Here is a 15,066-nt window from a genome sequence, read left to right on the forward strand (position 1 = left end):
AGGCCACGATCTCTCACCGACTCAGCCGCGACCACAGCTCGGCGTCGAAGGACTCTGGAGCCAACGCCGACATGTGCCGCACCGCGTTGTCGAGCTTCAGCCGCCAGGAGCGCACCGCCGCTTCGGCGTCTCCCGCGAGCACCGCGGTGAGGATGCGTCGATCGTCGCTCACGATGCGCTCCACGGCGGGGCTGTAGTCCAGGCGCAGCACGGCGATGAACATCCGTACTCGCAGAGTCAGCGCGTGGAACGCGCGGGCCGACTGGCTCAGTCCCGAGGCCTCGGCCAGCTCCTGCTGAAACTGCAGATCAGCCAGTCCGACGTCGGATCGGGTGCCCTGAGTCGCCGCCGCCTCCACGGCCCCCAGCGCGAGTCTGACCGGCAGCATCTGATGCCGGGGCTGCACCGCGCAGGCCCGCAGCAGCACCATGCCGATGTGCAGTCGGGCGGCGTAGAGATCGACGACGTCGGCCACGGTGACCCCGGGGACCCTGAAGCTGCCCTGATCGGAGTCCAGCAGGCCGTCATCGACCAATCGGCTCATCGCTGAGCGCACAGTGCTGCGGCTGAGGCCCAGGCGGTCACCGAGAACGTTGGGAGAGAGCCGGTCTCCGGCGCGGAAGCGCGAATTGGTGATCTCCCTGCGCAGAGCGATCGCGATCTGCTCGGTCACCGAGAGCTCGACCTGGGAGAACCAGCGGTTCCGTGGCGAGCGTTCCAGCTCGGCGGGCAGTGCAACATCCTCAGTGGCTGAGTCAGAAATGTTGGGGTTTCTCGGGAGGCCGCGCCGCCACTCCGTGCCGTGCAGACCTCGTCCGGCACGCCGGGCGAGCAGATCGAGCAGATCCCCGGGAATGGCGTCGACGGTGGGCGCGCAGCGGCTCAGCAGTCCGGCGGTCCGGTCCAGGAACTGCTCCCAGTCAGGGTCGTGCGCGTCCCAGCAGGCGCTCAGCTGGTCGGGGGTGAGGAGCGAGGCCTCCGCAGACGCCGCTTCACCGGCGTCACGGACCCGCCACCGCGCCGCCTCCGAGGCGTGGAGCGACGCCATCAGAGCGGTGGCTCGACGCTCAGCGGCGGTCTTCTCCGAGGTGGCCACAGTCTGGGCGCCGGGCGCCGATGCCCCGCGTTCCGGAGCGAAGCGCAGCCTGATCTGCGGGAACCGGACGTGGACCTCGGCCAGGACCAGCGCGCTTCTGCGGGAGTCCCGGCTCGCGCCGGCGCCGACAGAACTCGCGCCGGACCCGACAGAATTCGTGCCGCCACTGGCAGCGTGACCGCCGGCCCCGCCGCCCTCCGCGGGAACCCGTCGGATGCGCCGGCAGGCGCGGCTGACCAGGGTCTGACTCAGTCCGGTGAGCTCAGCGATGCGGCGCGTGGAGAAGTCTGGGGTGCTGACCCGGGCTCCGGCGGTGGCCAGGACTGCGGCGACGATGTCATCGGCGGTGTCCTGGATGCGCGGACGGCCTCGGCCAGTGGTCTCCATACTCGTCAGTATCCTCGCTTTATGACTCAGATGGTATCGACGTGGCAGGTCATTCGATGCCCAACAGGTGTGCTTCGCCACACACTGGGAGTCAGCAGTCCGAGCACTCTGTCAGCTGAACCCGCATCCCGCGTGCAACATCCCGCGCGGAACATTCCGTGTGAAACATCTCTGCGTGAAATATCGCCGTGTGAAATGAGGCCCCGATGTCCACCCTGAACACCGCCGAGCTCACCGACCTCTCCGAGGCCGCGGTCTCCAAGGTCACCCGCTGGTTGCAGCGGGGCCCCCACGCCTCGGGCACGAGTGGCGCAGGTTCCAGCAAGCCCAGCAAGAACCACGCTGCCGCAGACAAATCCGCGCAGCGCCTCTCCGCCGTGCTCTCTCACCCCAACGGGTTGGACTTCACCGTCGGATTCGTGGACCGGGTCATCCGCACCGAGGACACCAAGGCAGCCGCCTCCGCGCTCGCTGAGCTGGGTGGACTCGCACCCGACACGCTCTCCGCGCTGGACCGCGCGCAGATCCGCGCTGGCAGCACGCTGGCGAAGACGCTTCCCGACGTCGTCGTCCCGGCAGCTCGGGCGCGCATGCGCTCCATGGTCGGGCACATGGTCGTCGACGCCCGGGACAAGCCCTTCGGCAAGGCCGTCGCCTCGATCAAGCAGGACGGCCACCGGCTGAACATCAACCTCCTCGGCGAGGCGGTGCTCGGCGAGGCCGAGGCGGACAAGCACCTGCAGGACACCGTCGACCTGCTGCGCCGCGAGGACGTGGACTACGTCTCCATCAAGGTCTCCTCCATCGCCTCGCAGATCTCCATGTGGGGCTTCGAGCAGACCGTGGACTATGTGGTCGCCCGGCTGATCCCGATGTACCAGGAGGCCGCCAAGGCCCCCGCCGGTTCGAAGTTCATCAACCTGGACATGGAGGAGTACCGCGACCTCAACCTGACCATCGCGGTGTTCAAAACCCTGCTCTCCCGCCCGGAGCTCAAGCACTACGAGGGCGGCATCGTGCTGCAGGCCTACCTGCCCGACGCGCTCGGCGCCACACAGGAGCTCGCTGAGTTCGCCAACGCGCGGGTCGCCGCCGGGGGAGCCGGGATCAAGATCCGCCTGGTCAAGGGCGCGAACCTCGCTGTGGAAAAGGTCCACGGCGAGATCGCCGGCTGGCCCCAGGTGACGTGTGAGTCCAAGGAAGCCACCGACGCGAACTACAAGCTGGTCCTGCACTGGCTGCTGACTGCTGAGAACATGGCCGGGGTGCGAATCGGCGTGGCCGGACACAACCTCTTCGACATCGCCTTCGCCCACCTGCTCGGCGCCGAGCGGGGCGTCAGTCACCGGCTCGAGTTCGAGATGCTCCAGGGCATGGCCACCGAGCAGGCCGAGGCGGTCAGCGCCGACGTCGGCCAGCTGCTGCTCTACGTGCCGGCTGTGCGCCCCGCCGAATTCGACGTCGCCATCTCCTACCTGGTCCGTCGGCTCGAGGAGAACGCCGCCAGCGAGAACTTCATGTCCGGCATCTTCGAGCTGGAGGTCGACGAATCCGGCCGCGGCAGCGAGGTCTTCGAGCGCGAGGCGCAGCGCTTCCGCGACTCGCTCGCGCTGCTGGAGGAGATCCTCACCAAGCACGGACACGCCGCGCCCAGCCCGCAGCACTCCCAGGACCGCAGCCGCGACGAGCAGCGGGGTGCGGACCAGTTCAAGGACGGCGACTCCGCCGGTTCCGATGTCGCAGCCCTCCCGCCCTTCGTGAACGAGCCCGACACCGATCCCGCGCTGCCGGCGAACCAGCGCTGGGCCGCGGACGCGATCGCCCGCGCCTCACAACCGGGTTGGCTCGAGGGTCAGTCGCTGCCGGAGAAGATCAGCGGCGACCGCATCGACGAGGTGGTCGCGCAGGCTCGCGCGGCGGCTGAGCCGTGGGCGGCTCGCCCCGCTCTCGAACGTGCCCGCATCCTGTACCGCGCGGCCGACATCCTCGCCGCGCGGCGTGGACACCTCGTCTCGATCGCCGCCGCCGAGGTGGGCAAGTCTGTGGCGCAGACGGACCCGGAGATCTCCGAGGCGATCGACTTCGCTCGGTACTACGCGCACAGCGCGCTGGAGATCGAGCGGGTCGAACACGCCCGATTCGTCCCTGACCGCCTGGTGCTGATCACCCCACCGTGGAACTTCCCGCTCGCCATCCCGGCCGGCGGCACCTTCGCCGCGCTCGCCGCGGGTGCAGCGGTGATCCACAAGCCCTCGAACCACACCCCGCACTGCTCGATGGCGATCCTGGACGCGCTCTGGGATGCCGGAGTGCCGCGCGAGGTCCTGCACGGGGTCTATCCCTTCGAGGGGGAGGACGGCAAGCGCCTGGTCTCCCACGACGGGATCGACCGGGTGATCCTCACCGGCGCCTCGGAGACCGCCGCGATGTTCCGCTCCTGGAAGCCCACCCTGGCCATCAATGCGGAGACCTCCGGCAAGAACGCCCTCGTCGTCACTCCTTCGGCCGACCGCGACCTCGCGGTGGCTGACCTGGTCACCTCGGCCTTCGGCCACGCCGGGCAGAAGTGCTCCGCCGCGTCACTGGGCATCCTGGTCGGCAGCGTGTATGACTCCGAGCGGTTCCGCCGCCAGCTGGTCGACGCCGCGTCCTCAATGATCGTGGACTGGCCGAGCAGCCTCGCCGCCACGGTCGGCCCGCTGACCGAGGAGCCCAGCGAGAAGCTGCACCGCGCGCTCACGACCCTCGAGCCCGGTGAGACCTGGCTCCTGGAGCCGAAGCAGCTCGATGACACGGGCCTGCTGTGGTCCCCGGGGATCAAGGACGGCGTGAAGCCGGGGTCATTCTTCCACCTCACCGAGGTCTTCGGGCCGGTGCTGGGGCTCATGAAGGCCGGCGACCTGGATGAGGCGATCTCCGCCCAGAACCAGGTCGACTTCGGCCTCACCGGCGGCATCCACTCACTCGAGACCGCCGAGGTCCAGACCTGGCTTGACAGGGCTCAGGTGGGCAACGCCTATGTCAACCGCGGCATCACCGGAGCGATCGTCCAGCGCCAGTCCTTCGGCGGCTGGAAGCAGTCCTCGGTGGGCCTGGGATCGAAGGCCGGTGGCCCCAACTACGTCATGCTCTTCGGTCGCTGGGAAGATGACCTCGTGGGCGCCGCAGCTCCGGCGGCAGGCGCTGCCGGAGTCGGTCTCGAGGAGACCGTGGGAAAGCTCATGGACGCAGCGGTCAGCTCCGGGATCGTCTCTGGGGCGGATCGCGCCTGGCTCTCCGCCGCAGCCGCGGACGACCAGCGCTGGTGGGAGACCGAGTTCGGTCGGCCCACGGACCGCACCGGTCTGGGCAGCGAAGCCAACATCTTCCGCTACCTCGGGGAGGACGTGCTGCTGCGCGTCGGCGTCGACGCCACCGCAGTCCAGGTGCTGCGCGCGCTGATCGCCGCGCAGCGCGCAGGGGCCCGGGTGAGCATCTCCGCATACCCGAAGCTGCCGCCCGCCACAGCGAAGGCCCTGGAGCTGGGACGCAAGACATGCAAGCTCTCGGTCACTCAGGAGACCACCGGAGCGTTCTCCGCTGCGCTGGCCGCCGGTGAGCATGACCGCGGAGTCGGGGTGCGGGTGCGGATGCTCGGCACCGTGGACGCCGAGCTGCGTACGCGGCTCGCAGACCGCCCCGAGGTGGCGCTGATCGCCGACGAGGTCACCGCCTCCGGTCGCGTCGAGCTGCGCTACTGGCTCAAGGAGCAGGCGGTCTCGATGACCCTGCATCGTTTCGGCAATCCCGCCCGGGATTTCCATCGGCTGGCGGGGGAGCTCAAGCGGCCGGTGGGCTGAAACCGGTGGGCTGAAGTCGGTGGGCTGAAGTCGGTGGGCTGAGTGGGTCGACTGAGTGAGCGGGCCCGGCCCTGGTGACCCGGCTTGGTCACCCGCCCTGGCGGATGCGCAGCGTGTGCGCCGCCAGGGCGAGGACCGCGCCGTACTGCAGCCCGGCGGCGTCCTTGATCGGGATGGGCTCGAGGTCCTGCTCCTGCGCCGCGGCTTCGGTCATCCAGTCCGCGTAGATCGGTGCGAGCTCCTCGGCCAGGCTGGCCGCTCCGAGTTCACCGAGTGCGCGCAGGAACATGCCGCCGAAGCGCAGCCGCAGCATGTGCAGGATGCCCTGCAGCCCGTGGAGCTCGGCCACGGTCGCCTCCCGCTGACAGGCCGGATCTTCGGCTCGGGCGCGCTGGGACTCTGCGGCCTGGCCCAGCAGCGGCAGGAACGCTCGGCTGGCGCGCAGCAGCGGCGGCTCGCCCGTCTGCGTCGCCTCTGGCTCCGGGCCCAGCCGACCCAGCAGTCCCATCAGCAGCTCGCCGGAGGCGCTCAGCGCAGCCGCCTGGTCCATCAGAGCCGCCGCGTAGTGCTGCCCGCTGGGACTGATGTCGTCGGCGAGCAGGTGCTTCCACTGCGGCATCTCGGCCACCATCGAGAGTGTGCCGTGGCGCCGCGCGTAGCCCGTGGAAGACTCCCCGGTCGAGCCCTCGGGGAAGGGATCCAGCCCCAGGGCCTCCACCCAGTCATAGGCCTCCTCCAAGGTGCCCATGGCGAAGATGCCGGGGGAGAGGCCCTTGAAGTGCGCCGCTTCGGGCTCCCCGCGGTGCAGCGGGATGCCCATGGCGCCGGGGAGCTCGCTCAGCAGCTCGAGCAGCGGCTCGACCTGGGTGGACCGGCCTGCGGAGGGGTCAGCAGACGGCGCGGCGGAGAGGGTGTCGCAGAGGTAGTAGTAAGCCCCGCCCGATTCGGCGTTGTGCAGCGGCATGTAGAAGTCGGGCCGGGTCAGGTCGATGGCGCGTTGCAACGCGTGGGTCTCGGGCAGCATCGCGTCGAAGTGTGCCGCCTTGTAGCGGAACGGGAAGGTCCACTCCACCTGCTCCGGGCCCGCCGGGCGGTAGAAGTTCTGGAAATACAGCTCGCGGTCCTCCGGCGCGTGGAACCAGCCCTCGTTGAGCCGCATCGAATCCGGATCCGCGCAGGGCAGGAGATGCCAGCTGCTGGACAGGGCTCCACGCAGCTCAGCGTCGCTGAGCAGCTGGGTGGCCAGGTGCAGCATGGTCCAGGAGCCGATCGGCTCATTCGGGTGCACCCCGCCGGCGAGCAGCCCGGAGAGAGTCTCCGGAGCGTCTGCATCGGGGCCCGCGATCGAGTAGAGCAGGATCGGCTCCCCGGCCCGGGAACGCCCCAGCTCCGTCACGCTCATCTGCTCAGGGTGCTGCGCGGCCAGCGCGGCGAATGCCTCGTGCAGCTCGTCCACTCCGGGGTAGTGGTGCGCTGCGGGCAGTCCTGCCGCCCGGTCGAGGATCTCCGCGCTGGTCAGCGGCTCCAGGGCGGTGAGTCCACTGGTGTGCGTCAAGCCGGTCCTTCCACTTGGTGCGTTCGAGGCAGCTCCCTATCCTAGTTGGATGCGCCACAACCCGGATTACGCCCTCGAGGACCTCGAGGCCATCAAGGACCTGATCACGACGCACCCCTGGTGCACCTTCGTGGCGCACACCCCGGCGGGACTCATCGCCTCGCACTACCCGGTGATCCTGGAGGAACAGGCCGACGACGACGGCGCGCTCGTCCTGCTCAGCCATGTGGGTCGGCCCGATGAGACCAAACTCGGGCTGGGCGGGGCCGGCGGGACCGAGCCGAGTGAGCTGCTCGCCATCATCCAGGGGCCGCACGGCTATATCTCGCCGAGCTGGTACGGCTACCGCCCCAACGTGCCCACTTGGAACTTCGCCGCGGCGCACCTCTATGGTGTGCCCGAGGTCCTCTCCGATGCCGAGAACCTGGAGGTGCTGCGCCGACTGGTGGAGCACTTCGAGAACCCGCTTCCGGACCCGCACCTGCTCGACGCCACAGATGAGAACAGCGACTACGCCCGGCGGATCGTGCGCGGAACCGTGGGGTTCCGGCTGCGCGTCACCCGCTTCGAGGCCAAGGAGAAGATGAGTCAGGACAAGCCCATGGAATCGGTGCGCAGCATCATCGAGGAGCTTCGCGGCGAGGGCCCCTATGCCGATCCGGCATTGGCCGACCGGATGGCCCGGGTGAACGCGGCCGGGCTGAACGACCCTGCGCTGAACGATCCTGCACTGAACGATCCTGCACTGGATGACCCGGCCCTGAAGGGCCCTTCCCCGAAGGAGGATGCGCGATGAACGCTGAAGCCCTGATCCTGCGAAATGTCCGCTTCCCCGGCGGTGGTGGGTCGACCACCGGACCGATCACCGGATCCGGTCAGATGCTGCACGATGTCCAGCTGCTCGATGGGCAGATCGCTTCGATCACACCGGCCGGTCAGGGTGCGCCGCTGCACGGCGCCGACTCTCTGCGCACGAACTCCCTGCGCACCGACTCTCTGGACGCCGATGGCCGCTTCCTGGTCCCCGGGCTGTGGGACCACCATGTCCACTTCACCCAGTGGGTGATCGCGCAACGGCGGCTTGACCTCGCCGCGACCACCAGCGCTGCGGATGTGCTGCAGCTGGTGCGCGGGGCGCTGGCCGCCGATCCGTCGCTCAGCCAGGCAAGCGCGGAAGGCGCGGGCTCCGGCGTCGTCGGCTATGGGTTCCGGGACGGGCTCTGGCCCGACCTTCCCTCACTGAGCAGCCTGGATGAAGCCACCGGTTCGGTGCCGGTGGGTCTGATCAGCGGGGATCTGCACTGCATGTGGCTCAATTCGGCGCTGCAGTCCCGGCTGGGGGTCTCCACCGACGCCAGCGGGCTGCTGCGCGAGGCGGACTCCTTCGCCGTGATGGACCAGCTCCAGGACCCCGCCGCGCTGACCCCGGAGATCTACCGGCAGACCGCCGAGGCGGCTGCGCGCCGCGGGGTCGTGGGAATCGTGGAGTTCGAGAACGCCGACAACATCTCGCAGTGGCCGATGCGCACCGCCGCCGGGGTGGATTCGCTGCGCGTGGAGGTCTCGGTGTGGCCCGACCGTCTGCAGTCGGCGCTGCTCTCCGGGATCTCCACCGGGGACGTGCTCGATGAGCAGGGACTGGTGACCATGGGTCCGCTGAAGGTCATCTCCGACGGGTCGCTGAACACCCGCACCGCCTGGTGCTGGGACCCCTACCCCGAGGTGGACCTGATGCATCCGCACAGCTGCGGGATGCAGACGGTGCCGATGGATGAGCTGCGCGAGGTGATGCGCCAGGCCCGCGACGGCGGCATCTCCGCGGCCATCCACGCGATCGGGGACCGGGCCAACAGCGCCGTCCTCGACGCCTTCGAGGCCCTGGCCATGCCGGGTGTGATCGAACATGCCCAGCTGCTGAGCTGGGCGGACATCCCGCGGTTCGCCCGGCTCGGACTGACCGCCAGCGTGCAGCCCGAACATGCCATGGACGACCGCGATGTGGCCGACGCCTACTGGGCCGGACGCACCGATCGGGCCTTCCCGCTGGACGCGCTCACCCGGGCCGGGGTGCCGCTGCGGCTGGGCTCCGATGCGCCGGTCTCCGCCCTGGACCCCTGGGTGGCGATCGCCGCGGCGGTGAGTCGGAGCCGCGACGGTCGCGACCCCTGGCATCCGGAGCAGCGCCTGGACCCGGCGACCGCGCTCGCGGCAGCCACCCGCGGAGGGACCGGCGGAGGGAGTCACAAGCTCAGCGAGGGTGCCGTGGCGGATCTGGTGCTGGTCGAGACCGATCCGCTCGCCGGCACTGATTCTTCCGCTGCCGGTCTGCGCGAGATGGGCGTCTCCGCGACGCTGCTCGGCGGCCGGCTGACCTACGACGGGATCAGCTGAGGGAGGATCAGTCCTTGCGCGCCTGGTAGGCCAGCAGCGCGGCCAGGTAGCCGCCGCCGAGCACCACGGTGACCATCCCGACCGGGATCGGCTGGGCCAGCGCCTGCTGCGCGATGATGTCCGAGCCCAACAGCACCAGCGCGCCCATCAGCGCCGAGTGCACCAGCGGGATCCCCGGTGAGCGGGCCAGCAGCCGGGCGATCTGCGGGGCCGCCAGCGCGACGAAGGCGATGGGCCCGGTGGCGGCGGTGACCAGCGCCGTGAGCAGCACCCCGATCCCGAGGATCGCGAGTCGGGTCGGCTCCACGCGCACGCCGTGGGAGGCCGCGACGTCGTCGCCCAGTTCGAGCTGGCGCAGCGGCCGCACCGAGATCAGCAGCAGCGGCAGCACCGCGATCACGATCGCGATGGCAGAGAGCACGGCGGACCAGCTGGTCAGCCCCAGCGAGCCGGCGCCCCAGATCGCCGCGCCCATGGCGGTCTCGGACTGCGCGCGCAGCAGGATCCAGGAGTTCACCGCGTGCAGCGCCGCGGTGACGCCGATGCCGACCACGATCAGCCGGAACCCCTGCACGCCGTCGCGGTAGGCCAGGAAGTAGACCAGCAGGGCGGTGCCCAGCCCGCCGATCAGCGCGCCCACCGAGGTGCCGATCAGCCCGTCGGCCACGGTGACGCCGCCGATCCCGACGGTGGCCAGCAACACCCCGGTGTAGGCGCCGGTGGAGAAGCCGATGATGTCGGGGGAGCCCAGCGGGTTCCGGGTCAGGGTCTGGAACAGCGCCCCGGAGAGCGCCAGCGCGGTGCCGAAGACCAGCGCGGCGGTGATCCTCGGCAGCCGCCATTCGAGCACCACGGTGGAGTCGAAGCCGCCGCCCCCGGCCAGCGCGGCAAGCACCTCGGTCGGGTTCAGCGGGTAGTCGCCCAGGCCGAGCGCGATGATGCTCAGCACCACGATCCCCAGGCACAGCCCGAGTCCGACCAGCCAGGACCGCACCGGCCGGTGGGTGCGCCGATGCTGGCGGCGGGTGCGGGGTGCTGGGGAGGCAGGGTTTCGGGGGTCAGGCGTGAGCGTCGCGGTCACAGCTTCAGCGCCTTCCGCCGGCGGATCAGCAGCACCAGCACCGGGGCACCGATCAGCGCGCTGACCAGTCCGACCGGCATCTCCCCGGGCCAGACGATCAGTCGGGCAAGGATGTCGGCGGTGAGCATCAGGATCGGGCCGAAGATCATCGAGATCAGCAGCACCCAGCGCTGATCGGCTCCGGCGAAGAACCGCGCCGCATGCGGGACCATCAGCCCGATGAACGCGATCGGTCCGGCGATCGCCGCGGCCCCGCCGGCCAGGATCGTGATCGCCAGGATGCTGAGCACCCGGGTCTTCCAGAGCGAGACCCCGAGCGCCGCGGCCAGCTCATCACCCAGGGCCAGGGTGTTCAGGCCCTTGCCCAGCGGCAGCGCCACGATCAGCGCGAGGAGCACCAGCGGAGCCACGGTGAGCGTGACGTCGAGTCCGCGACCGGCGAGGATCCCGGCCTCCCAGACCTGCAGCGCGCCGAAGGTGCGGGGGTCCGCGATGCGCAGCGCGCCGATGATGCCGGAGAGCACCGCAGACAGCGCGACGCCGGCGAGCACCATCCGCATCGGGTCCACCTTGCCCGAAGACATGCCGCCGATCAGCGCCACTGCGACCGTGGCGAAGAACGCGCCGGCCAGGGCGAACCAGATATAGCCCAGCGGGGAGGTGATCCCGAAGCCCACGATCGCGATCGCCACCGCAAAGGCCGAGCCTGCGGAGACTCCGAGCAGGCCTGGTTCAGCCAGCGGGTTCCGGGTCAGCGACTGCATCAGCGCCCCGGCCACCGCCAGCGCGGCTCCCACGACGACGGCGGCCAGCGTGCGCGGCACGCGCAGCCCCAGCACCGTGTGCTGATCAGCGGCGCTGACCTCCCCACCGCTCAGCGCCGAGAAGATCGTGTCCATCCCGATGCCGCGGCTGCCGATGCTGACGCTCGCCAGGCACAGCAGTCCCAGGATGGCCAGTCCGAGCAGCAACGCGAGAGTGGTGCGCGGCGTGGAGCTGCGTCCCAGGGCGTGCGGGTGCATCCCCGGGCGCCCTGGGCGTCTGAGCGTGCCTGATTCTGCCGTCATACGGGGATGAGTCTCGCCTTAGTCGGAAATGGATACTGGATCGTGCTCTAATTTGATCTATTCTTGAGGGGTGGTCAACAGGCCACCCTCACATCCTTTCATCACTAGGAGCATCCTCTTGCACGGATCTCGCCGTCTCGCCGGCCTCGCCCTCGGCACCGCCGCCGTCCTTCTCCTCTCCAGCTGTGCGGACTCCTCCGAGGGAGACAGCGGCAGCGCGGACGCCGACGAAGCGACCCAGGGTGCCTCCGGCAGCTACCCGGCGAGCGTGGAGACCGAGTTCGGCGAGGTCACCATCGAGGAGGCTCCCGAGCGCGTCGTCGCCCTGGGCTGGGGTGACGCTGAGGTCGCGCTGGACCTGGGTGTGGAACCGGTCGGAGCCTCCGACTGGCTCGGCTTCGAGGACCCGGACGGGATCGGACCCTGGGTTCAGAACACCTATACGGAGTCCCCCGAGATCCTGGGCACGCTCGAACTCTCCTATGAGGCGGTGGCCGCGCTCGAACCAGATCTCATCCTGGACGTGCGCAGCTCAGGGGATCAGGAGCGGTATGACCGGCTGAGCTCCATCGCCCCCGCAGTCGGCGTGGCCCCCGGCGGAGCCAACTACCTGACCGAGGCGGATGATCAGGTGGCCATGATCGCCACCGCGCTGGGCCAGCCCGAGGCGGGCGAGGAGATGCTCGCCGAGCAGGAGGAGGCCTTCGCCGCCGCCGTCGAGGAGAACCCGGAATGGGAGGGCCAGACCGCCACGGTGGCCTCCCGCACCGCCGAGGGTTGGGGCGCCTACACCGCAGCCGACGGCCGGGTCGCCTTCCTGGAGAACCTCGGCTTCGTGCAGAACCCCGAGATCGCGGAGCTCGGCGGTGAGGGCGAGTTCAGCGTGAGCCTCTCTGACGAGCAGCTCGAGCTGTTGGATGCGGACCTGCTCGTTGGGTTCCCGATCTTCATCGAGGAGACCGAGATCACCGAGGACGCCGGCTGGGCGAGCATTCCGGCGGTTGAAGACGGTCGCGAGCTGGTGGTCACCGGAGACCTCGCCAACGCCTTCTCGCTGGGCACCCCCGAGGCGCAGATCTACGCGCTCGATGAGCTCAGTCCCGAGCTTGAGGAGACGCTGGGTCAATGAGTCTGCGCTCGAGCCTTGCCGCTGCCCCCGTGGTCGATGACCCCGCCACGCTGAATCCGCAGCGCGCCTACTCCACCGTGGTGTCCCGGGTGCAGCGGCTGAGCCCGAACTACCTGCGCTTCACGCTCGAGGCCGAGGAGCTGCGGCACTTCCACACCGGCGGACTGGACCAGCGGATCAAGCTGCTGCTGCCCCGCGCCGACGGCACGCTGCCCGAGCTCGGCCTCTTCCAGGAGCCGCAGCCGGAGATGATGCAGTGGTACACCACCTGGCGCCAGCTTCCCGCGGCGGAGCAGAACCCGATCAGGACCTACACCGTGCGCTCCATCCGGCCGTGGGAGCACCAGATCGACGTCGACTTCGTGGTCCACGGCACCGAAGGCCCGGCCTCGGCCTGGGCGATGCGCGCCGAGGTCGGTGACGAGCTGGTCATCATCGGACCCGACGGGCGTTCGGCCCGCGCCGGCGGCGGCATCGAGTTCAACCCGCACACCGCCCGCGATGTCCTGCTGGCCGGTGATGAGACCGCGGTGCCCGCGATCTGCGCGATCCTGGAGATGCTGCCCGAACGGATCCACGGAGAGGCCTACCTGGAGATCCCCACCCGCGAGGATGCCTTGGACGTGGTCAACCGCTCCGGCGTCGAGATCTACTGGCTCCCGCGCGAGGGTGCACCCCGCGGTGCGCCGCTGACCAGCGCGGTGCAGAACTGGGGCCGACGCCGGGGCGAGATCTTCGCCCAGCGCCGCTCCTCCTGGCAGCCTGCCCGTGGTGAACCGGTGGGTGCGCCCTCCGGCGCCGAGGACCTCGCCGAGCTCGGCGAAGGCGACCTGCTCTGGGAGGTCGGTGACGCCGACGGCTTCCGCGAGTACGCCTGGCTCGCCGGAGAGGCCGGAGTGATCACCGGGCTTCGCCGCCACCTGGTCAAAGATGTCGGACTCAGCCGCAAGCAGGTCTCCTTCATGGGCTACTGGAGACAGGGCCGCGCCGGCTGAAGGCAGCCTGCCCCCGGGCAGCGTGAGCCATGGGCATACCAGAACACCGGCACCCGTGGGACAATCAAGGCGATGTCATCTTCGAAGAACTCGCGCCCCGCACCGTCCAGCTCCGTGCCCAAGCAGGGCTCGGCCCGCAACGCCGCCGGGGCGACCAGAACCACAGCCGCCGGCGCCCCCAAGAACGCAGGCGCCACCGCCGGGCCTCCGGTCGACGCCTCGCGGCCGCAGATCCGGCCCAAGGCAGAGGGCTGGCAGCAGCCCATGGACGCCGAGGGCCGCCCGAAGCTGCAGTTCGCGCAGCCCAAGGTCAAGCAGCCGCCCAAGCACCTGGCAGACATGACCCTGGACGAGCGCACCGCTCGCGCCAAGGAGCTGGGCATCTCCGGCTTCCGCGCCAAGCAGCTCTCCGTGCACTACTTCCGGCACTACACCTCGGACCCGGATCAGATGACCGATCTGCCCGCCGAGACCCGCGAGCAGCTGGTCGAGGAGTTCCTGCCGCCGCTGCTCACCGAGGTCCGTCGGCTCAAGACCGACGACGGCGCCACCATCAAGTTCCTCTGGCGGCTCTTCGACGGCGCCATGGTCGAATCGGTGCTCATGCGCTATCGGAGCCGGATCACGCTGTGCATCTCCTCGCAGTGCGGCTGTGGGATGAACTGCCCCTTCTGTGCCACCGGGCAGAACGGGCTGACCCGGAACATGTCCAGCGCCGAGATCGTGGACCAGATCGTCCAGGCCAACCGGGCGATCGCCGCCGGGGAGCTCGACGCCCCGAACGCCGCCGAGATCGCCGAAGAGGCCGATCATGCGGCCCTGGGTGAGGAGACCGACTTCGCCGAGTCCGAGGAATCGGCAGCGGCGGGCAAGGGTGCGTCGTCGTCCTCGGGTGTGGGCCCGCAGCGTGTCTCCAACATCGTCTTCATGGGGATGGGCGAGCCGCTGGCGAACTATAAGCGCGTGATGAACGCCGTGCGCCGGATGGTGGACCCCGCGCCGGAGGGCCTCGGGATGAGCGCCCGGGGCATCACCATCTCCACCGTGGGACTGGTCCCGGCCATCCGCAAGCTCGCCGACGAGAACCTGCCGATCACCTTTGCGCTGAGCCTGCACGCCCCCGACGACGAGCTGCGCGACGAGCTGATCCCGGTGAACTCGCGCTGGAAGGCCGACGAGGCCATCGACGCCGCGTACCACTACTACAAGACCACCGGGCGTCGAGTCTCGATCGAGTACGCACTGATCAAGGACATGAACGATCACCAGTGGCGCGCCGAGCTGCTGGCCGAGAAGCTCAACGCCCGCGGCCGCGGCTGGGTGCACGTCAACCCGATCCCGCTGAACCCCACGCCGGGCTCGATCTGGACCTCCTCGGAGCCCGAGGTGATGCGCGCCTTCGTGAACCGGCTCGAGTCCCTCGGGGTGCCCACCACGCTGCGCGACACCCGCGGCAAGGAGATCGACGGCGCCTGCGGCCAGCTCGCCGCCGCGGAAGAGTAGACCGGAAGACGGAGACCGGAGAC

General features: G+C 69.8%; 10 protein-coding genes. 6 read left to right on the top strand and 4 right to left on the bottom strand.

What is annotated here, in order from left to right; all coding sequences use genetic code 11:
- Nucleotides 1–13: 13 nt before the first annotated feature.
- Nucleotides 14–1,483 (bottom strand): GntR family transcriptional regulator, encoded by a 1,470-nt coding sequence (locus tag ACHAA4_RS06675; protein WP_435773408.1) that lies wholly within the window; start codon nucleotides 1,481–1,483, stop codon nucleotides 14–16.
- A 206-nt stretch (nucleotides 1,484–1,689) separates the two neighbouring features.
- On the opposite strand from ACHAA4_RS06675, the gene ACHAA4_RS06680 reads away from it, so the two are divergent.
- Nucleotides 1,690–5,322 carry a proline dehydrogenase family protein gene (locus ACHAA4_RS06680; RefSeq protein ID WP_435773409.1) on the top strand — a complete coding sequence of 1,211 codons (3,633 nt, stop codon included), beginning with the start codon at nucleotides 1,690–1,692 and terminating at the stop codon, nucleotides 5,320–5,322.
- A gap of 88 nt (nucleotides 5,323–5,410) precedes the next feature.
- Here ACHAA4_RS06680 and ACHAA4_RS06685 read toward each other — a convergent pair whose 3' ends face one another.
- On the bottom strand, nucleotides 5,411–6,877 hold the full coding sequence (locus tag ACHAA4_RS06685) for a M14 family zinc carboxypeptidase (RefSeq protein ID WP_435773410.1): 1,467 nt from the start codon (nucleotides 6,875–6,877) through the stop codon (nucleotides 5,411–5,413).
- 49 nt (nucleotides 6,878–6,926) lie between these two features.
- Between ACHAA4_RS06685 and ACHAA4_RS06690 the strand changes: the two genes are divergently transcribed.
- Nucleotides 6,927–7,673: an FMN-binding negative transcriptional regulator gene (locus ACHAA4_RS06690; RefSeq protein WP_435773411.1), complete on the top strand. Its 747-nt coding sequence runs from the start codon at nucleotides 6,927–6,929 to the stop codon at nucleotides 7,671–7,673.
- Entirely contained in the window at nucleotides 7,670–9,268 is a 1,599-nt protein-coding gene (locus ACHAA4_RS06695; RefSeq protein WP_435773412.1) for an amidohydrolase, read from the top strand. Before ACHAA4_RS06690 ends, ACHAA4_RS06695 begins: the two co-directional genes overlap by 4 nt.
- 7 nt (nucleotides 9,269–9,275) lie before the next feature.
- On the opposite strand, the gene ACHAA4_RS06700 is transcribed toward ACHAA4_RS06695, so the two are convergent.
- Entirely contained in the window at nucleotides 9,276–10,349 is a 1,074-nt protein-coding gene (locus ACHAA4_RS06700) for a FecCD family ABC transporter permease (protein ID WP_435773413.1), read from the bottom strand.
- Nucleotides 10,346–11,416, bottom strand: a complete 1,071-nt coding sequence (locus ACHAA4_RS06705) for a FecCD family ABC transporter permease (RefSeq protein ID WP_435773414.1) — start codon at nucleotides 11,414–11,416, stop codon at nucleotides 10,346–10,348. The genes ACHAA4_RS06700 and ACHAA4_RS06705 overlap by 4 nt, the downstream gene beginning before the upstream one ends.
- Before the next feature lie 118 nt (nucleotides 11,417–11,534).
- On the opposite strand from ACHAA4_RS06705, the gene ACHAA4_RS06710 reads away from it, so the two are divergent.
- The 3 genes from ACHAA4_RS06710 to rlmN all read left to right on the top strand — a co-directional run bounded on the left by ACHAA4_RS06710 (nucleotide 11,535) and on the right by rlmN (nucleotide 15,043).
- Entirely contained in the window at nucleotides 11,535–12,545 is a 1,011-nt protein-coding gene (locus ACHAA4_RS06710; RefSeq protein ID WP_435773415.1) for an ABC transporter substrate-binding protein, read from the top strand.
- Nucleotides 12,542–13,540: a siderophore-interacting protein gene (locus ACHAA4_RS06715; protein WP_435773416.1), complete on the top strand. Its 999-nt coding sequence runs from the start codon at nucleotides 12,542–12,544 to the stop codon at nucleotides 13,538–13,540. The genes ACHAA4_RS06710 and ACHAA4_RS06715 overlap by 4 nt, the downstream gene beginning before the upstream one ends.
- 264 nt (nucleotides 13,541–13,804) lie before the next feature.
- Nucleotides 13,805–15,043, top strand: a complete 1,239-nt coding sequence (gene rlmN / locus ACHAA4_RS06720; protein WP_494337967.1) for a 23S rRNA (adenine(2503)-C(2))-methyltransferase RlmN — start codon at nucleotides 13,805–13,807, stop codon at nucleotides 15,041–15,043.
- Nucleotides 15,044–15,066: the final 23 nt, after the last annotated feature.

The organism is Nesterenkonia maliinae, assembly GCF_051262655.1.
GTDB lineage: Bacteria > Actinomycetota > Actinomycetes > Actinomycetales > Micrococcaceae > Nesterenkonia.